Annotated in this window: 13 protein-coding genes; 9 read left to right on the top strand and 4 right to left on the bottom strand. The window is 53.2% G+C overall.

Annotated elements, in window-relative coordinates; all coding sequences use genetic code 11:
- Positions 1-8 precede the first annotated feature (8 nt).
- A complete protein-coding gene (locus GS398_RS22765; RefSeq protein WP_160908903.1) occupies positions 9-3,611 on the bottom strand; it encodes a gliding motility-associated C-terminal domain-containing protein in 3,603 nt (1,200 codons plus the stop codon).
- Positions 3,612-3,815: 204 nt separating this feature from the next.
- On the opposite strand from GS398_RS22765, the gene rhaT reads away from it, so the two are divergent.
- The 9 genes from rhaT to GS398_RS21455 all read left to right on the top strand — a co-directional run bounded on the left by rhaT (position 3,816) and on the right by GS398_RS21455 (position 15,044).
- The gene (gene rhaT / locus GS398_RS21495; protein WP_160908902.1) at positions 3,816-4,907 is read left to right on the top strand and encodes an L-rhamnose/proton symporter RhaT; all 1,092 of its coding nucleotides are present in this window, start codon (positions 3,816-3,818) and stop codon (positions 4,905-4,907) included.
- A gap of 32 nt (positions 4,908-4,939) precedes the next feature.
- Positions 4,940-7,060, top strand: coding sequence for a bifunctional aldolase/short-chain dehydrogenase (locus tag GS398_RS21490; RefSeq protein ID WP_160908901.1), 2,121 nt, complete (start codon positions 4,940-4,942; stop codon positions 7,058-7,060).
- Positions 7,061-7,139: 79 nt separating this feature from the next.
- Positions 7,140-8,414: a sugar isomerase gene (locus tag GS398_RS21485; RefSeq protein WP_160908900.1), complete on the top strand. Its 1,275-nt coding sequence runs from the start codon at positions 7,140-7,142 to the stop codon at positions 8,412-8,414.
- Positions 8,415-8,513: 99 nt separating this feature from the next.
- Positions 8,514-9,917 carry an FGGY-family carbohydrate kinase gene (locus GS398_RS21480; RefSeq protein ID WP_160908899.1) on the top strand — a complete coding sequence of 468 codons (1,404 nt, stop codon included), beginning with the start codon at positions 8,514-8,516 and terminating at the stop codon, positions 9,915-9,917.
- An 83-nt stretch (positions 9,918-10,000) separates the two neighbouring features.
- Complete coding sequence (locus GS398_RS21475; protein ID WP_160909005.1) at positions 10,001-10,735, top strand: (Fe-S)-binding protein; 735 nt, start codon at positions 10,001-10,003, stop codon at positions 10,733-10,735.
- Positions 10,735-12,108: a lactate utilization protein B gene (locus GS398_RS21470; RefSeq protein ID WP_160909004.1), complete on the top strand. Its 1,374-nt coding sequence runs from the start codon at positions 10,735-10,737 to the stop codon at positions 12,106-12,108. Before GS398_RS21475 ends, GS398_RS21470 begins: the two co-directional genes overlap by 1 nt.
- A 5-nt stretch (positions 12,109-12,113) precedes the next feature.
- On the top strand, positions 12,114-12,698 hold the full coding sequence (locus GS398_RS21465) for a LutC/YkgG family protein (protein WP_160908898.1): 585 nt from the start codon (positions 12,114-12,116) through the stop codon (positions 12,696-12,698).
- A 146-nt stretch (positions 12,699-12,844) separates the two neighbouring features.
- Positions 12,845-13,948, top strand: a complete 1,104-nt coding sequence (locus GS398_RS21460) for a hypothetical protein (protein ID WP_160908897.1) — start codon at positions 12,845-12,847, stop codon at positions 13,946-13,948.
- Between the two features lie 61 nt (positions 13,949-14,009).
- On the top strand, positions 14,010-15,044 hold the full coding sequence (locus GS398_RS21455) for an Ig-like domain-containing domain (RefSeq protein ID WP_160908896.1): 1,035 nt from the start codon (positions 14,010-14,012) through the stop codon (positions 15,042-15,044).
- Between the two features lie 53 nt (positions 15,045-15,097).
- On the opposite strand, the gene GS398_RS21450 is transcribed toward GS398_RS21455, so the two are convergent.
- From GS398_RS21450 to GS398_RS21440, 3 genes are all read right to left on the bottom strand, one after another.
- Positions 15,098-17,146 carry an OmpA family protein gene (locus tag GS398_RS21450; RefSeq protein WP_202406176.1) on the bottom strand — a complete coding sequence of 683 codons (2,049 nt, stop codon included), beginning with the start codon at positions 17,144-17,146 and terminating at the stop codon, positions 15,098-15,100.
- A gap of 11 nt (positions 17,147-17,157) precedes the next feature.
- Entirely contained in the window at positions 17,158-18,144 is a 987-nt protein-coding gene (locus GS398_RS21445) for a PorP/SprF family type IX secretion system membrane protein (RefSeq protein ID WP_160908895.1), read from the bottom strand.
- Between the two features lie 28 nt (positions 18,145-18,172).
- Positions 18,173-19,118, bottom strand: a 946-nt coding sequence (locus tag GS398_RS21440; protein ID WP_160908894.1) for a T9SS type B sorting domain-containing protein, incomplete at its 5' end; no start/stop codon positions are given.

Raw genomic sequence — 19,118 nt, 5'->3', positions numbered from 1 at the left:
AGGACCTGCTACCTGATAATGGCTACCGATCCATAAATCGGTTTCCTGCCGTTTTTGGGATCGATGATGTAGTAATAAGTGCCGTTTACAGGAAAGTAACCGTTGGTTTTTCCGTCCCAACCGGCGGCATAACCTTTCTGGGAGAATACCTTTTCGCCGTACCGGTTAAACACTTCAACCGTGGCTCCGGGATAGTCAGCCAGGTATTTGATGTTCCAGGTGTCATTAATGCCATCGCCGTTAGGGGTAAATGCATTAGGGACCAGCGGGAGCTTTAGTACTTTAACGTTCACGGTGGCCGAAGCGGTGCACTGGTTGGGGGAAGAGACGGTCACCGTGTAAATAACGTCGTCGGTCGGAGAGGCCACCGGGTTCGGAATATCATCGTGATCGAGACCGGCAGACGGCGTCCATTTATACGTTACACCCGGCACGGCCGACGAGGCAATAAGCATTTTGCTGTTTCCCTCCAGCAGGCGGAAGCTTTCTTCGGCAACAGCGGCCGTAGGTGACGGGTACACTTCTACGGTAGCCGTTTGCTGACCTATGCATCCGTTACCGCCAAACCAGGTATAGGTAATGGTGTGCGTTCCTGGTCCGGCTACGGCCGGGTTAAACAGGCCCGACTTTGAAACGCCCCGCCCGGAGTATTCACCATGGCCGCTAAATAAGCCTGTTTTCTCGTGCGCCTGGTTAAGCATTACCGGGGTTTTTTCCTGGCAGATAGAAGGGATGGGGCCAAACACCACCTCGGGCACCCCTTTCAGTTCAATCACCTTATCGACCTCGTTAAAGCACGATCCGCCTGAAAAAACCTTCATTTTTACTTTTACCCTTACCACTGTTTCGGTGTGGAAGGCGGGATACCGGTGGGTGTAGGTTTTGGGCGCCGAACGAAGGCCGGGATCTTCATCCGCCTCCATATCGAGGGGATGGCCGTCTGCATCATAATACCATTCTATCCGGGTGAGCTCGCCGAAGATCTTTACCGACGATTCGTCCTTAAAGCTCACAGGCTCTGTGCTGCATAATGTAGCGGCATTAATCACACTGAAAGCAGGTACCGGTACACTTCCGTTCACCCGGAACTCTTTGGCCAGGGTAACTTCGCAGCCTGCGGCCGAGATAACTTTCAGCCTGACGGTGTAATATCCTGTTTCGGTGTATTGGTGACTGGCGTTGCGGTTTGCGGCGAGATTGGGGCGCAGGGAATTGGCATTCCGGTCGCCGAAATCCCATTCGTAAGTGAGCGCGGAATTGTCGGCAATGGTCGTTTTATTGGTGAAAACGGCATTTTGGTCGTCCAGGCAATAATCGGGAAGCTGGAAATCAACCTTTGGCAGCGGCTCCACTTTTACGGGTATGGCCACCGAAATGTCGGTACACCCAAGACTGGTAGTCAGCTTCAGCGTTACCTGGTAGGTCCCGGCGCTGGCGTATGTATGCGACACCGGTGCGTTGCCGGCAAACGTTTCCTCCGGGGAGCCGTCGCCAAAGTTCCAGGTCCAGGCGGTGATCGTGCCGTTGACCGTTGCAGAGGCGTCGGTAAATATCATAGGTTTGGTCTCGCAGGCAGGTTTTGTGTACTCGAACTTCGGCACCGGCAAGCTGTTTACCCTGATGGTTTTAGTGGCTGAGAGCGATTCGCAGCCGCTTTCGCCCGTGGTAATGAGCGTTACCGTGTATGTCTTGTTGCCGGCGGCATAGGCATGAACGGGGTTTTGGTCGGTGGATTTAGTGTTGTCGCCGAAATCCCAGAGCCATGAAGTGTTTTTTTTGCCGCCTTCCCGGCTGGTATCCTTGAATTCGACATTTACTTTGGCGCAGGCTTCTGCCGGGGCGGTAAAGGAGGCAATCGGCGGATCGAAGATATCGAAACCGAACGTGATCTCTTCGTGCGGATCACATCCGCTGGGCGAAGGGTTAAGCACATCTGCTTTTACCGTATATGTTTTCGCCTCTGTATACCTGGCGGGCACAGGCCCGGTATAAGCATATTTATACGTAGTTACAGAAGACCCCGTTTCGGTGATGTAAGCGGGGTTGGTGTCTTCATAAAAAGTACCGTTGCCCAGGTCCCACTTGATATTAGTGGTAATATACGGAAGACGCAGGGAGAACGAATACGATTGTTTGGTACATCCTGAATTGATGACGGTGGTGTTATTCGCCAACAGCTTCGGCTCGATAAAGGCATTCAGGTTTTTGAGGTCGGAGCCGGCCAGGTATCCATATGATTCGTACTGCCCATAGCCATAGGCGATTGCTACGAAACCTTGCTTGGAAGTGATGCGGTGGGAGGGGTTTATTTTCGAGGAACCGGTCACGTCGTAAATGAGGTAGCTATATTGGTTGTTGATTGCCACGAACTGGTTTGCGGGTATGGCTTGCCCATCGATGTTAAGGTTCGGGATGTCTGACGTGAGCAGGATGATATTGATGTAATGGGATTCGATGGCGGTCGGGGCGTCGGTCCTCGATACCGCCGAGTACACGGTCACATCGCTCAGCGTTTGCTCGATGGGGTTCAGAACGGTCATCTCCGGGTCGCCTACGTAGGGGCCTGACCTGCCTGCCGTATTATTGGGGTTGCATGACTGCGTAGTTTGAAACTGCGTGAGGCTGATGGGGTGGTCGGCTTCTACCGTATTAGCGGTTTGGCTGGTAAAGGTGATCACACTTCCCTTGGCGTACGGGTTATTTAACCGGGTGGCGTTGGCGTTGACGACCGACCCATTCACCTTAATGGTGGTGTTATCGGCGCCCACGATGATCCGGAAGATATCGGTAGCACCGTGTACTGTATTGTAAAAGGGTGCGGTTACAAAGTTCTTCCCCCATGCAGTTAAGGGCAATAGCTGCTGGTACAGGTTGTCTTCGCCGGAGGTTGCCGGGTTTCCGCTCTCGCAGAAGCCGTTTTTGGTACTTCCCGAGAATACCGCCAGCGGTTTGCAGGAACCCACGGTTTCTATTCTGCTGCCGGTGATGTCGATAACGGACTGGTATTGATAAATATCCCCCTTATTTAAAGTAATGGTAAAAGGAACGTCTTTGGCGTGGGTAGCATTTATACTTGCCTGGGATGGCGTGATCTTCACCTCCGTGGCGTCTTCCACGCCCACGATGGTAAATTCCGAGAGCTTCGTTTCGGTAGCCGTACTCAGCGACTGGTTAAATGCGATGGTATAATACTCCTTTCCGAGCGATTTTGTAGGAAAGATCAGCGTGGCCGCCGACCTGGCCGAAATGGCGATGTGCGAGTACACCACGATCGGCACATCGGAGGTTACATGGATCCCGCTATGCGGAACGACCTGGTCCGATCCACCGATGTATACGTTCCCGTACACATTGGGATCGATCACTACCGGCACAGCCTGGTTGGCGGGTACGGTAACGGGGGCGAGGTCGGTGCCGCCGGCATTGATATTTACCACGGCCTCTTTTTGTGAAGTGAGGAAGAGCGTGAGCCTGGACCGGGTTCCGTCGACGTGGCCGGTATAGGCGACCCAAAAGTCAGTTCCCTTGTTGGAGGTACCTTGTCCAAAAACAGGACCTATAGCCAGGCACGCAAGGATGATCCCCATCCACACAACTAACTTCTTCTCCATGATCCTTTGTACCGTGAGCGTTTAAAAATTGGTTAAAGTTAAAAGTATGAATCAAATATCGAACTGCAAGCAAAAAATTACCGGGGCGATTCGGTAATTTCTTTACGTAATTTTTTGGCCGGTTTCATGACAGTACATGACAGGTGCTGTTTAACTGTTCTATAATTTAGGGCGTTATTTACCAATCGTAAACCTTAATCATCAATGCAAGCAATTTTTGGTGTCATTTTCCACTTCATCGGGGGATTCGCTTCCGGTAGCTTCTACATTCCCTACAAAAAAGTGAAAGGGTGGGCCTGGGAAAGCTACTGGATCGTGGGCGGGATCTTTTCCTGGCTCATCGTACCGCCTGTCGCGGCGTATTTAACTATCCCGGGATTTGGCGGCATCATTGCTGAGCAGCCGGGTACCGTGCTTGGCCTGACCTTCCTGTTCGGGGTGTTATGGGGTATCGGGGGCCTCACCTACGGCCTGGGTGTGCGTTACCTGGGGGTTTCGCTTGGAAGCAGCATCATCCTCGGTTTGTGTATGGTGTTCGGCTCTATCCTGCCGTCTATTTATTATGACTTTAACCCTGCAGCGGGGAAAGATACCTTCTCGATGTTTACCAGCACGCCCTGGGGGCTTACCGTGATGGCAGGCCTGGCGGTGTGCGTGATCGGTATTATCATTTGCGGAAAAGCGGGTATGATGAAAGAAAAAGAGCTCCGGTCATCGTCTGCCGATCCGCATGGCGTGGAAGTGAAAACAGAATACAAATTCGGCCTCGGGCTTTTTGTGGGGATCGTTTCCGGCGTATTAAGCGCGTGTTTCAGCTTCGGCATAGAGGCGGGCAAGCCCATGGCCGATACCGCGAATGCCTTATGGAAAGCCGCCAACCCTGCCGAAACCACCAATTTCCTGTACCAGAACAACGTTACCTACGTGGTGGTGCTTTGGGGAGGCCTGCTCACCAATTTTATCTGGTGTATGATCCTGAACGCGCGTAATAAAACCTTCAGCGACTATGGCAACGCCAAAACACCGCTGCTTAAGAACTACCTCTTTTCGGCTATTGCCGGCACGACCTGGTTCCTTCAGTTCTTTTTCTACGGTATGGGCGAAAGCAAGATGGGCAACGGCGCCAGTTCATGGATCCTTCACATGGCCTTTATAATCCTGATCGCCAATACCTGGGGGATCGTGTTAAAAGAGTGGAAAGGGGTGTCAAAGAAAACATTTTCAACGGTGATCGTGGGTATCATTACCATTATCCTGTCGGTGTTTATTGTTGGATACGGGAATTCCATCAAATAGTAGAAAGTAAAAATTAAAAATTCAGAATAGAAATGTCAGTCGAAACAACGCGTTTTAAGCATGTAAGTTATTTGTGGGACGAAGCTGAAGCGGCAAAATTGGCCGGTGACGAAGTGGCTCTGCTCATTTACAGGTCAAATTTACTCGGGGCCGATCTGCGGCTCACCAATTACGGCGGGGGGAACACCTCCTGCAAGGCCATGGCGAAAGACCCGTTAACGGGCCAGGAAACAGAAGTAATGTGGGTAAAAGGTTCCGGTGGCGACCTGGGCACTTTGAAAAAGAGCGGGTTAGCCGCGCTGTACGTAGACCGGTTGCGCAGCCTGAAAAATATTTATCGCGGTATCGAGCACGAGGACGAGATGGTAGAGTTGTTCAACCATTGCATTTACGACCTCGATTCTAAGGCCCCTTCCATTGATACGCCGCTGCATGGATTCCTGCCGTTCAGGCACATCGATCACCTGCACCCTGATGCCGCCATCGCCATTGCGGCAGCGAAAGACGGCGAAAAGATCACCAAGGAATTGTTCGGCGGAAAGATCGGCTGGGTAAAATGGCAGAAACCAGGCTTTGAGCTGGGCCTGATGCTGAAGCAATGCCTCGACGAGAACCCTGGCATCCGCGGTATTATGCTGGGGTCGCACGGTTTATTCACCTGGGGTGATACGGCTTACGAAAGCTATATCAACACCCTTGAGGTGATTGAAGCTTGCGCTGACTATCTTGAGCAAAGCTATGCGAAAAAAGGAGCTGCCTTCGGCGGTCCGAAGATCCAGAGCCCCGCTGCCGACGATCGCCGCAAACAGGCCGCTTCCCTGGCGCCGGTACTCCGCGGGTTCTGTTCCAGCGAGCGCAAAATGATCGGCCACTTTACCGACGATCCGCGCATCCTGGAATTTATCAACTCGAACGATCTCGGCCGGCTGGCACCCCTGGGTACCAGTTGTCCCGACCACTTCCTGCGTACCAAGATCAGCCCGCTGGTGCTTGACCTCGAGCCTGCAGAAGACCTTTCGGACGTTAAAGCCCTTAAGGAAAAACTTGCCCCGGCATTCGAAGCGTACCGTAAAATGTACCAGGAGTATTATGAGACCTGCAAGCATCCTAACAGCCCGGCTATCCGCGACAGCAACCCGGTAGTGATCCTTTACCCCGGCGTGGGCATGTTCTCTTTCTCGAAAGATAAACAAACGGCGCGTGTTGCCGCCGAGTTCTACATCAACGCCATCAACGTGATGAAAGGTGCCGAAGCGATTTCGGAATATACTTCGCTTCCCCGGCAGGAAGCTTTTAATATCGAATACTGGTTGCTCGAAGAAGCCAAGCTGCAGCGGATGCCAAAGCCAAAGGCGCTGTCGGGACGCATTGCGCTGGTTACCGGCAGTGCGGGCGGTATCGGCAAAGCGATCGCGAAGAAATTCGCCGAAGAAGGCGCATGCGTCATCCTCAACGACATTAACCAGGAACGTTTGGACGGTGCGAAAGCCGAGTTCCAGAAAGCTTATGGTAAGGATTCGTCGTCAACTACCATCCTTGATGTTACTAACGCAGCTTCTATTGCCGATGCCTTCGCCGATGCGGCGCTCGCTTTTGGCGGTGTAGACATCGTAGTGAACAACGCGGGCATCAGCATTTCGAAGTCCATTGCCGATCATTCGATCGAAGAGTGGGATAAACTGTACGATATCCTGGTGAAAGGCCAGTTCCTGGTGTCGCAGGCTGGTGTAGAGATGATGCGTAAACAAGCCATCGGCGGCGATATCGTGAACATCGTATCGAAGAACGCCGTAGTTGCCGGTCCGAATAACCCCGGTTACGGTTCTGCAAAAGCCGCACAGGCACACCTTACCCGCTTAATGGCGGCAGAGCTGGGCGCTGATAAGATCCGCGTAAACACCGTTAACCCGGATGCCGTGATCGCCGACAGCAACATCTGGGCGGGCGGCTGGGCGGAAGGCCGTGCAAAAGCATACGGCATTACCGTGGCGGAATTGCCCGCTTACTACGCGAAACGTACCTTGCTTAACGAAGTGATCCTACCAGACGACATTGCGAATGCCTGCTACGCGTTCGTGGGTGGCCTGCTGAATAAGTCGACCGGCAACGCCCTGAACGTGGACGGGGGAGTGGCGATGGGATTTTATAGATAACTTCAGTAGTCAGCGGTCAGCTGTTCAGTCATCGCAGCCCGTGCGGGGCGCTGACGCTGACGGCAAAATAAGAACAATCATGCAAATAGAAAACTATCAAATAGAAGAGCATAACAGCCAGCTACAGGCTGATCATCGGCGAAGATTTGATTTTGCCGCTTCGGAGGTTCCCGGTGCTGAACAAATTATAGAGAAACTGGTAAAGTTCCAGGTAGCTATCCCAAGCTGGGCGCTGGGGACCGGGGGTACACGTTTTGGACGTTTTTCGGGTGGTGGCGAGCCGCGTAACCTGGAGGAAAAAATGGAGGATATCGGGCTGCTGCATAAACTGAACCGTTCCAGCGGCGCCATTTCGCTGCACATTCCCTGGGATATTCCCGGGAACATCGCTTCGATCAAGGCATTGGCGGCCCAATACGAACTGAAATTCGACGCCGTAAACTCGAATACCTTCCAGGACCAGCCGAACCAGGCCCACAGCTATAAGTTCGGTTCCCTGCAGAATGTAGACAAGGCGATCAGGAAACAGGCCATCGAGCACAATATCGAGGTAATTAAGCACGGCATCGATCTCGGTTCGGACGCGTTAACCGTGTGGCTCGCCGACGGATCGACTTTCCCGGGCCAGCTGAACATGCGCAAAGCATTCCAGAATACCCTCGAAAGCCTGCAGGAGATCTACGAGGCGCTGCCTGACCATTGGAAAGTGTTCGTGGAGTACAAAGCCTATGAGCCAAACTTCTATTCCACTACCGTGGGAGACTGGGGGCAGTCGCTGTTATTCGCCAACAAGCTCGGGCCGAAGGCATATACGCTTGTCGACCTGGGCCACCACCTGCCAAATGCCAACATCGAGCAGATCGTTGCCTTGTTGCTGATGGAAGGCAAGCTGGGCGGTTTCCACTTCAATGATTCTAAATACGGCGACGATGACCTGACCACCGGAAGCATTAAACCGTACCAGCTGTTCCTCATCTTTAACGAACTGGTGGAAGGAATGGATGCCCGCGGTATGGACCACGCCACCGGGCTGGGCTGGATGATCGACGCTTCACACAACGTAAAGGACCCGCTCGAAGACCTGCTGCAATCTGTTGAAGCCATTATGCTGGCCTACGCACAGGCCCTGCTGGTCGACCGTAAGGCGCTGGCGGAAGCACAGGCAGAGAGCGATGTGGTGCGTTGCCAGGAGATCCTGCAGGGCACCTTCCGTACCGATCTGCGCGCCATTGTGGCCGAAGCCCGGCTTCGTGCCGGCGGCGCCGCAAACCCCATTAAGTTATACCGCGACCTGAAAGTAAGAGAGAAACTTATTTCGGGTAGAGGATTGAAGACCGTAGCAACAGGGCTTTGAGTTGCAGGTTGTCAGTTGTCAGCGATCAGTTTATATACGGCGCCGTGCGAAACTGATCGCTGACAACTGATCGCTGAAAACCAACAAGATAGATTATACATGAGTTCTACAACCCCCGTAATCGCCATTTTCGACGTTGGAAAAACCAACAAGAAGCTGTTTCTTTTCGATGAGCATTACAACATGGTGCACGAGCGCTCGGCCCGGTTTATCGAAACGGTGGACGAAGATGGCGACCCCTGCGAAAATCTCGAAAGCCTGAGGTTGTCTGTTTTCGATTCGCTGCGCGAAGTGTTTAAGAAAAAGGAATTCGAGATCAAAGCCATCAATTTTTCGGCCTACGGCGCCAGTTTTGTTTATATCGACGAGAACGGCGAGCCGGTCGCCCCGCTTTACAATTATCTTAAAGAATACCCGGAGGCGCTGAAAAAGCAATTTTACGACCAGTATGGCGGCGAGGCGGATTTTTCTGTAGCCACCGCCTCCCCGGTGCTGGGCAGCCTGAACTCGGGCATGCAGCTGTACCGCATCAGGCATGAGAAACCGGAAATGTTCGCGAAAATAAAATATGCGCTGCACCTGCCGCAGTACCTGAGCTACCTGATCTCCGGCATTCCCTGTTCGGATATTACCAGCATCGGCTGCCACACCAACCTGTGGAACTTTAACCGGAATACCTATCACCGCTGGCTTGGCAATGAAGGCATCCTTGAAAAGATGGCGCCCATCATCGCTTCAGACAGCGTGGTACCGGCAGCGTTCCCGGGAAATAACTATTCGGTGGGCGTAGGGCTTCACGATAGTTCGGCTGCGCTGATCCCCTACCTGGTGAATTTCACCGAGCCTTTCGTGCTCATTTCTACAGGTACCTGGTGCATATCGCTTAATCCCTTTAATAACAACCCGCTCACCAGGGAAGAGCTGGAACTCGATTGCCTTTGCTATATGGGCTATAAAGGTACGCCGGTAAAGGCTTCGCGCCTGTTCGCCGGGTTTGAACACGAGCAGCAGGTGAAACGGATCACCGAGCATTTTAATACCTCGGCCGCCGTTTATCGCAACATGGATTACGACCCCGGGGTGATAGACCGGTTAAAGCTACGCGGACGGAACGAAACGCCGCGCGAAACAGAGGCGCCGCTTACGGCATCGCTGTTCGGACAGCGCGACCTGGCTGCTTTTGCGGATGATGTGGAAGCCTATCACCAGCTGATCTCCGACATTATCGGGCAGCAATACCGCTCGACCCAACTGGTGCTTAAAAACTCGAATGTGAAGCGCATTTTCGTGGATGGTGGCTTCAGCAAGAACGCCATTTACATGAACCTCCTGGCCTCGGTATTTCCCGGGAGGGAAGTTTATGCCGCATCTATGGCGCAGGCCACGGCCATCGGTACTGCCGTAGCGATCCACAAACACTGGAATACGCGGACGCTGCCAGGTGACATTATCGAACTTAAATATTATTCCGTAACCCAGGCTTTGGCTAAGAGTGATGAATGAATGGTGAATTGGTGTTAATGAATAATGAGCGGCGAACGATGGATAATCAGGCTAAAAATGTGAACTTGGGCGACAGTAAAAAGATGACCGTAGGCTTATTCATTCCTTGTTACGTCGACCAGTTTTATCCCAACGCCGGCATTGCCACCTTGCAGCTGCTGGAAAAGCTGGGCGTTGATGTGCACTACCCGGCAGGTCAGACCTGCTGCGGGCAGCCCATGGCCAATTCTGGCTTTGAGCACCTCACGCATGGGTGTAACGACCTGTTTATCAAGAATTTTTCGGGATACGACTATATCGTGGCCCCTTCGGGAAGCTGCGTACTCCATGTAAAAGACCACCTCCATTCTGGGCAGGAAGAGGATAAGGCCTTATCCGTTCGCGGAAAGATCTACGAGCTGATCGAGTTTTTAACAGATGTGCTGAAAGTCGAAAACCTGGAAGCCAGGTTCCCGCATAAGGTGGGCTTGCACCAAAGCTGTCACGGGCAGCGCGGGCTCAAACTATCGCAAATGACGGAACTGGTGGCGCCGGGGTTTTCAAAACCGGGCTACCTGCTGAATATGGTGAAAGACCTGGAACTTGTTCCGCTCGACCGTATGGACGAATGCTGCGGTTTTGGCGGCACGTTTTGCGTGGCCGAAGAGGCGGTTTCCGTTAAAATGGGGAAAGACCGGGTGGAAGATCACCTGAAACATGGCGCCGAGTTTATTACCGCGGCAGATATGTCATGCCTGATGCATATGGAAGGAATTCTCAGGAGAAAGAAGAGCGGGGTAAAAGTGATGCATATTGCGGAGATATTAAACGCCGGATGATGGAAAGAACTCATAAAGACCACGCACAACTCTCTGACGTTTTTAACGAAGATGAGCCCCGTGTAAACTGGCACGACGAAACGCTTTGGTGGGTTCGGCAAAAGCGCGACCGGGCTGCCCACGGGATCCCCGAGTTCGAGCTGCTGCGGGAAACCGCCTCGCAGATCAAAAATAATGTGCTTTCGAACCTTTCGGATTACCTGGTACAGTTCGAAGCCAACGCACTGGCCAACGGCATCATTGTGCATTGGGCGGCCAATGCGGCCGAGCATAACCGGATTGTGCATTCGATCCTGGAAAAGCACGATGTAAAGCGCATTGTGAAGAGCAAATCCATGCTCACCGAAGAGTGTCACCTCAACGAGTACCTGGGCGGGCAGGGCATCAGCGTGGTCGATTCCGACCTGGGCGAGCTGATCGTTCAGCTGGCGAAAGAGCCGCCGAGCCATATCGTGCTTCCCTGTATCCACAAAAAGAAAGAAGAGATCGGCGAGATCTTCCACCGGCACCTGGGTACGGAAAAAGGAATGTCGGACCCCCAGGTATTAACCGAAACTGCGCGCCAGCATTTGCGCGAAACGTTTCTTACCCGCAGGATCGCCCTCACCGGGGTTAACTTCGCCATAGCCGAAACCGGCGAATTTGTGGTATGCACCAATGAAGGCAATGCCGATATGGGGGCGCATCTTTCGGATGTGCACATTGCCAGCATGGGAATCGAGAAGCTCATCCCGAAACGGAAACACCTGGGCGTTTTCCTGCGGTTGCTTACGCGAAGCGCAACGGGGCAGCCGGTTACAACCTACTCAAGCCATTTTAAAACGCCGCGCAAAGGACAGGAGATGCACATTATCCTGGTAGATAACGGGCGCAGCGCGCAGCTTGGCAGGAAAGAGTTCCGCAATTCTTTAAAATGTATCCGCTGCGGCGCGTGTATGAACACCTGCCCGGTGTATCGCAGGAGCGGGGGGCATAGTTACCACAACGCAATCGCCGGACCGATCGGCGCCATCCTTGCCCCTAACCTGGATATGAAGGAGTATGCCGATCTCCCGTTTGCTTCTACGCTTTGCGGGTCCTGTTCTAACGTTTGCCCGGTGAAGATCGATATCCACGACCAGCTCTATAAGTGGCGGCAGGTGATTGTACAGGAAGGCTATGCGGCTACCGTTAAAAGCGTAAGCATGAAAGCGATGGCTTTCACCTTATCGTCGCCGGCATTGTATCGTTTTGCGGGCAAATCTGGCCGCTTATTCCTGAAATATGCGCCGTTTGCGGTAAGTAACCAAATGAACCCCTGGTATAAACAGCGGGAGATGCCGGAGCCGCCGGCCGAATCATTTGGGGAATGGTATAAAAAGAACAGGAACTGAGCCCTATGTCGCGTGAAAAAATCCTGGCCGCCGTGGCCGCCAATCAACCCGCCAGCCAACCTTTACCTCCCGATCCTGGGATGAATTTCCCGGCAGGTGACCTGGTGGAGAAGTTTGCCGCCGTGGTTACGGCTATCGGTGCGCGTGTAGTCGGGATCGGCTCGGTAGCGGAGATCCCGGCAAGGATCGCCGAACTGTTCCAGGGCGGGCGGATCGTTTCATTTATCCCGGAATTGGCGGAGATCGCCGAAAACGATATTTCCCCGGCTACAGATCCGCATACGTTGGAGAACGTAGACGTGACCATCCTGCAGCCGCACTTCGCGGTAGCGGAAAACGGCGCCTGCTGGATCACCGAAGACCTGATGGGGCATCGCGTATTGCCTTTTATCACCCAGCACCTGGCGATGGTGGTAACGGCAGAACAGATCGTTCCTACTATGCACCAGGCTTATGACCGGATCGCCGAAGGCGCTTATGGTTTTGCCGCCTTTATTGCTGGCCCTTCCAAAACGGCGGATATCGAGCAGTCGCTGGTGCTTGGTGCCCACGGCCCGCGCAGTATGACCATCTTCCTGGTGGGATTGTAAAGAATCTGCGACATTACCCATTGTGTGCACATAATCGTATTTTTGAGTTTAAACGATTGTTAGCCAACTATTTTACCTCGTTTTCCGTATTCACCGGGCCCGGGAAGAAGCGCCCGGGCTATTTAATCACCTAAAACTCAATGATGATGAAGAAATCACTTCTTTTTGCCGCTGCCGGCCTCGCGGGAGTTTTCCTGTTTGCAGGGATCAACCGCACGGAAGTTTCCCCGAACGGTTTCGTAACCGGTACACCGGAGATCAGGTCGGTAAGTGCGTTAACGTTTGGTCCGGACGGAATTTTGTTTGTCGGCGATTCTAAGAGCGCCGCCGTATTCGCCATCGATACGAAAGATACGAAACGTACGGATAAACCGCAACCGACAGATATCAGGGCATTTGACCAGAAATTGGCCGATGCATTGGGTACCACTAAAGAAAACGTGACCATCCTTGACATGGTGGTGAACCCGATCTCTAAAAAGATCTATTTCGCGGTACAAACTGCCGATGGCTCGCCCGCGCTGCTGAAGCTCGAAGGAGATAAATTGCAGGCGGTACCAATGAACGATGTCCGGTTTTCGTCCGTCGCCCTTAACAACGTAGCGGCGGAGGACGCAAAAGATGCCCGCGGGCGTTCACTACGTGTGTCGACCATTTCAGATATCGGCTATGCCGACGGCAAGCTGCTGGTGAGCGGCCTGTCAAATAAAGAATTCAGCTCTTCTTTCCGGAGCATTCCGTTCCCTTTTACCGGGAAACAGGATGACGCATCGCTGGAAATGTATCATGCTTCGCACGGCCGGTTCGAAACTACTTCGCCTATCCGCACCTTTACCACCGGTGAGCTAAACGGCAAAAAGTACCTGATTGCCAGCTATACCTGTACGCCGCTGGTAGTTTTCCCGCTGGACGAGCTTACCGCAGGCGCGCACATCAAAGGCCGTACGGTTGCCGAAATGGGGAATGGCAATACGCCCGTGGATATGGTGAGGCTAAGCGGGGGCGGCAATTCATTCCTGGTGCTGGCCAACGACCGCCGCCCGGTGGCAAAGGTAAATTACAAGAATATCGAGCAGTTTGAAGGAACGCTTACCGAGCGTGTTGCCGGTACTGCCGGGGTGACCTTCGCGGTGTTGCCGCTCGAGAAAGTTGTTCAGCTGGATAAGCTGGATGATTCCCGCGCCATCGTTTTACAGAAAAGAGCAACCGGCGAACTGGACCTCTGGACATCGAATGGGCAGAACTTATAGGCTCCCGGTCATAAAAAATGCCAGGCATGCGATACCGTATAGCCTGGCATTTTTGTTATTCATGCACTTTTGCTCGTGTACAAAGCAAGGCGGGTTGGGCTTTCGCTGGCAGAACGGAAAGGCGGTTGCGATTATTATTCCTGCGCACCTTGTTACCGGTTACCCTGACGCTGATACAGTATTACGCGTTAAACTGGTAACGGGAAGCCCTGTTGAGCCGATGCTTGGCACCGTTATCAATGCCGGCGGGGGAAATATAACCTTTCAGCCCCTTGTTCCTTTCTCCCGCGGCGCTTCGTACGAAGTTTTTTACAAGGAGAGATCCATCGGTATTTTAACCGTTCCCGGCGAAACGGTGGTCTCCAGGCCGATGGTAACGGCGGTATACCCCTCCCTCGATACCCTCCCGGAGAACCTGTTGAAGTTCTATTTCGAGTTTTCGGCCCCCATGAGGGAAGGCGAAGCGCTCGACCATATTGCGCTGCTGAACGATAAAAATGAGGTGTTGCCCGATGTGTTCCTTCACCTGCAAACAGAACTGTGGGATCCTTCCGGCACCGTGCTTACCGTATGGCTCGATCCCGGCAGGATAAAGCGGGAGCTGGCGCCTAACCAGGAGATGGGAAATCCGCTGGTCCGCTCGCGGAAGTATACGCTGCAGGTTTCCGGCGACTGGAAGGACCGCCATGGAAAATCCCTGGAAAAGTCATTTTACAAGAAATTTATCGCGGGAGCAAGAGACGATAAAACGCCCGACCTGGCGCATTGGCAATTAACCCTGCCTGCGGCGGGAAGCGTTGCGCCGCTTGAAATAGTTACCGACGAGCCGCTTGATCACTTTCTCCTGCCGGAATCGGTTGTATTGATCACTGCGGGGGGAAGGCTGCTGCCCGGGAAGCTGCAGGTGGGCAAGAACGATCATTCGCTTACCTTTATCCCGCGCGAGCCGTGGAAAAAAGGGACGTACCGCCTGGATGTAAATTCGCGGCTCGAGGACCTTGCCGGCAATAACCTGAACCGGCTTTTTGATCGTGACGTTACCCGCGATGCCAAGCGCAATGAAAGATATTATGAAAAGAGGTTTGTTATCCGCTAACCTTCCGGCAGGGGCCGGCCGCGCCATCGTCCCGCCCCTGCTTCCGGTTGGTTCTATCCGCCTTTCGCGGAGAGGATATCGTCCCTGGTGACCTTAAATTCAGTTCTACGGTTTTTTGACCGGCCGTCGGGGTTGTCTTTCCCGTTATCCAGGGTGTTCGGGGCGATCGGCATGCTTTCGCCGTAGCCGCGGCTGGTTAATCTTTCGGCATCTATTCCCTGAGAAACCAGGTATTGTACGCAAGATTCCGCCCTGCGCAGCGAAAGTTCGAGGTTGTAGGCTTCGGTGCCTTTATTATCGGTATGGGCGCCTATCTCCACGCGTATATTGGGATTGTCTGCCATGGTTTTCACCAGCTTGTCGAGCACCGTTTTCGAAGATGCGGTGAGCTCGCTCTTATCGAACTCATAGTATACGTCTTTCACGATGACAGGCTTGTTCACCTGGTACGTATCCAGGCAAATGGATGGGTTGACGAGCGTGTCGGTGGCGTTATGTACCGGGTCAATAAAGATCGATTTGGAGAAGTATTTCGTTTTTGAAGCCACCATTAACAGCGGCCTGCGCGTGGTAAGCGCAAAATGGTACGTGCCGTTTTGCGCGGTTACCATCTTGCCGAGCTCGGTTTTATCCAACGAGTCGGTTAGCCTGACGGTAACGCCCTGCAGCGGTTTACCGGTAACGCAATCAGTCAGCTGGCCGCTAACGGCAAGGCTGGTTTGTTCGATCTTAAACAGCTCCAGGCAGCAGAGCGACTCGCGGTCGGAACTGATAAAGCCCGCATTGCCGGCATCGTCGGTCGCGGTAAAGTACATGTCGTCTTTGGAAGAGTTAAACGGGTTACCCTTATTTACCGGGCTTTTCCAGGTGTTGGTTGCGAAAGACCCGGTGGTTTCGTAGAAGTCGAATCCGCCCATGCCTGTCCTGCCGTTGCTGCTGAATACCAGTTTCCCCACGGCGGAAAGCCAGGAGGCCGCTTCTTCGTCTTCGGCAGTATTTACGGCGGCACCCATGTTAAGGGGGTGCCCAAAGGTGCCGTCGCCGTTTACAGGGGCATACCATAGGTCGTATTTTCCAAACCCGCCGGGCCGGTCGGAAGAGAATACCAGGTACCGGCCATCTTTGGTAAGGCAAGGCTGGATCGAGTTAAATCCGGCCGCATTCACCATGCCGCCTGCGATCACCGGGGCGCTCCATTCGCCCTTATCGTCGCGTTGAGAGGTGTAGATGGCATGTTTGTCCTTTTCCCCTTTGTTTTGCCAGGCAGTAAAATACATGCGGTTCCCGGCCGGGTTAAAAGTCGGCGCAGCCTGTTCCATGTCTTTTAGCAGGGTTAGTTTTTTTACCTCGTTGGTGGCCTGTGACGGTTCGCCCGAAAGCTGGTAGATGGCGTTTACGTAGGGGCTTTCTTTTTTGGCGATCCTCACCTTGCTGTCTTCGTCACTGCTGAGGTATTCTTTTTTGCCATCTACGTCAATAGGCCGTGAAGAAGTGAAATATAGCTGGTTATTTATCCATACAGGCGCGTAGTTCGACCCGGCCGAGTTGAGCCGGCCGGCAAGCTTGGTGAGCCGGTAGAGCCGCGGATAATCGAGCTCGCGGATGGCGAACCGGCAATCGGCGATTTCCAGGTTGGCCCGTTTTTTAAGGTTATCGTCGGCGGGCGAGCTGGCCAGGTATTGCCCGAAGCCCGAGAGCGCTTCACGAAACTTTTGGTTCGCCCGCAAGCATACGGGGTGCCAGAATGCTGCAGACTGGTATTGCTTGTCTGAAAATCCTTTCGCAATGGCGTACCATTTTTCGGCATTCAGGTAGTCCTTGTATAAGCGGAGTGATTCTGCAAGGCGAAAGATGATCTTCTCATAGTCCGATCGTTTCCGCTGCATCTTACCCGAAGGAGCTTTTCCAAACGGGACAGCCGTTTCGGTGGTAGGCGAAGGGATCAGGTCGAGGGCCTTCTGGTAGTACTGCGCCGCCGCATAGTACTCCTTGTGCTGGAAATAGGTATCAGCTACCCGCTGATAATCAACCACGTACTGAGATCTCGCCGGGTTTACCACAAGCAGGACCAGGAGAGACAGGATAGGGATAGCGATTTTCATGGCTGTGAGATTTATAACCGTGGACAAAAAAAGTTAGGCCCGACAATGCTGCCGCGACGTGTAAAGGACAACGAAAACTCCAACCCGCCGCGGCCATCCGACGCGCGTTGCAGGGTCGAGGTATTAAAATCATAACTTACCCCAAAAATGAAGTTCTTGATGTGGAAGCCGGCAAAGCCGATGGCCGAATCGTTAAACCTGAACGAGGAGCCGAGCAGCAGGTCCGAGTCATTCTGGAGCATCACGCGTCCGTAAACGCCTACCATAGATTCGCGGGCGGATCCCTGGCGCATGTACAGGCCGTTCGGGGTAAGATCGAGCGTCTCGTTCACTTTTATGCGTACGCCGCCATGTGCGGTGTACCGGATGGGGATGCGCTCATTGCTCGACAGGAATTTGTCAACCGGCCGGGTAAGGTGCGAAGCACTGATCCCTGCAAACGGGTTGATGTTCATATCCGGGTTGCCGTCGAAATAGAAGAGACCGGCATTTACATCGGGCATAAGCGATGAGGAATTCGAGAATGTTTCGTCGGGGGCGACGCTGCCGTCATAACCGGTTCCCGGAATGTTCTGGCTGCCTACGGTGATCCCGTTAGGATTAAAACTCCTGTTTACTACACCGGCCTGTAAACCGAAGTTGAGCATATTGTAGCCTAACTGCCCAAAGCGAAGGCGGTACGAAGCAGATACCAGGGCATTCAGGTGGTTGAAGCTGATATCGCCGGAGGCCTGGTTGATCACTGTAGCGCCAAAGGCGAGATTTTTGGCGGGCGCTTTGTCAAATGATGCCCCGAACGTAGAATAGGGGTTCGCGATGGAGTTCCACTGGCTTTTGGCGTTCAGGGAGGCGCGGTAGTCCCCGTCGATTACGCCGGTAAGCGCAGGGTTTAACCACATAGGGAAGGAATAGTATTGCGAAAAGTGCGGATCTATTTGTGCTGTAGCGCTGAAACAGCACAGCGAAAGAACCAGGGTGATAATTTTAAATGTTTTCATAGCAGGTATGTTTAACGGGTTCAAACTGTTAGCGTAATAAACTGATAGTACCTTTTTGGGTAATCGTTTTACCGGTACTGAAAGAGATGTCGGCATAGTAAACGTATACCCCGGAAGGCTGCAGTTCTCCTTTATGGGTACCGTCCCATCCTTGTGGCTGCGAGGTGGTTTGGAATATCAATTGACCCCACTGGTTGTAAATCCTGAACTTCATGCTGCTGATACTGCTTCCGTATACATAGAGAATGTCGTTCTTGCCATCGCTGTTGGGAGTAAAGGTGTTAGGGATGAAGAGATCGTTGCCTCCTGCCACATCCACTTTAACTGTATTGGTTTGCACAGAAGCAGCGCCTGCGCTTACGTTAGCCACGCTGGAGATCTCCTTCACACCGCCAAGGGCTGCTTCAACTTTCACCTTGTAGGTAAGGTCCATGGATGCGCCCACGGCCAATGCGGGGATGCTGAAGGAGAGCATATCGCCATTAGAAGATCCGCCGCTATTGGTTACGTAATCCGTGAATTGGGGAATTATGTTGGTAGCAAGAAGATTAGTAATGGGACCGCTACCGGTATTGGTAACCTTAATAGTGAAGCTCAGTTCGTCGCCGGGATGTGCCTTGCCGTCTGGGTTGCTGGTAACTACAGACAGGGTTGCGGTAAATGCAACATCGATCGATACCGGTATTGGCGTCGGGTTGTTCGGGTTCTGCGGGCTGCCGGGCGTTACCGGGTTCTGCGGGTCCTCGGGACCTGTCTGGGTGGTGGTGGTTCCGTTCACTACGCTGGCCTGGTTAGAGATACTTGTCACACCGGTGAGGTTGTTGTTCACCTTCACCTGGAAGGTAACGGCAGACACGGCCCCGACCGCGGTTGAGGGAATGGTGAACTGCACGTTGCTTCCGCTCAGGGTACCTCCGCTTCCGGCTACGTAAGTGGTATTTGCGGGAACTGGGTCGGTTATGGTGGTATTGGTA

This window comes from Hufsiella ginkgonis, assembly GCF_009834915.1.
Lineage (GTDB): Bacteria > Bacteroidota > Bacteroidia > Sphingobacteriales > Sphingobacteriaceae > Hufsiella > Hufsiella ginkgonis.
Note: the sequence above shows the minus strand (reverse complement) of the source record. Positions and strands in the feature narration are given on the sequence as shown.

Bases quoted from the DNA above. Each gene is read 5' to 3' on its own strand.
- GS398_RS22765 (WP_160908903.1), bottom strand. From the start codon at position 3,611: ATGGAGAAGAAGTTAGTTGTGTGGATGGGGATCATCCTTGCGTGCCTG.
- rhaT (WP_160908902.1), top strand. From the start codon at position 3,816: ATGCAAGCAATTTTTGGTGTCATTTTCCACTTCATCGGGGGATTCGCT.
- GS398_RS21490 (WP_160908901.1), top strand. From the start codon at position 4,940: ATGTCAGTCGAAACAACGCGTTTTAAGCATGTAAGTTATTTGTGGGAC.
- GS398_RS21485 (WP_160908900.1), top strand. From the start codon at position 7,140: ATGCAAATAGAAAACTATCAAATAGAAGAGCATAACAGCCAGCTACAG.
- GS398_RS21480 (WP_160908899.1), top strand. From the start codon at position 8,514: ATGAGTTCTACAACCCCCGTAATCGCCATTTTCGACGTTGGAAAAACC.
- GS398_RS21475 (WP_160909005.1), top strand. From the start codon at position 10,001: ATGACCGTAGGCTTATTCATTCCTTGTTACGTCGACCAGTTTTATCCC.
- GS398_RS21470 (WP_160909004.1), top strand. From the start codon at position 10,735: ATGGAAAGAACTCATAAAGACCACGCACAACTCTCTGACGTTTTTAAC.
- GS398_RS21465 (WP_160908898.1), top strand. From the start codon at position 12,114: ATGTCGCGTGAAAAAATCCTGGCCGCCGTGGCCGCCAATCAACCCGCC.
- GS398_RS21460 (WP_160908897.1), top strand. From the start codon at position 12,845: ATGAAGAAATCACTTCTTTTTGCCGCTGCCGGCCTCGCGGGAGTTTTC.
- GS398_RS21455 (WP_160908896.1), top strand. From the start codon at position 14,010: ATGCACTTTTGCTCGTGTACAAAGCAAGGCGGGTTGGGCTTTCGCTGG.
- GS398_RS21450 (WP_202406176.1), bottom strand. From the start codon at position 17,146: ATGAAAATCGCTATCCCTATCCTGTCTCTCCTGGTCCTGCTTGTGGTA.
- GS398_RS21445 (WP_160908895.1), bottom strand. From the start codon at position 18,144: ATGAAAACATTTAAAATTATCACCCTGGTTCTTTCGCTGTGCTGTTTC.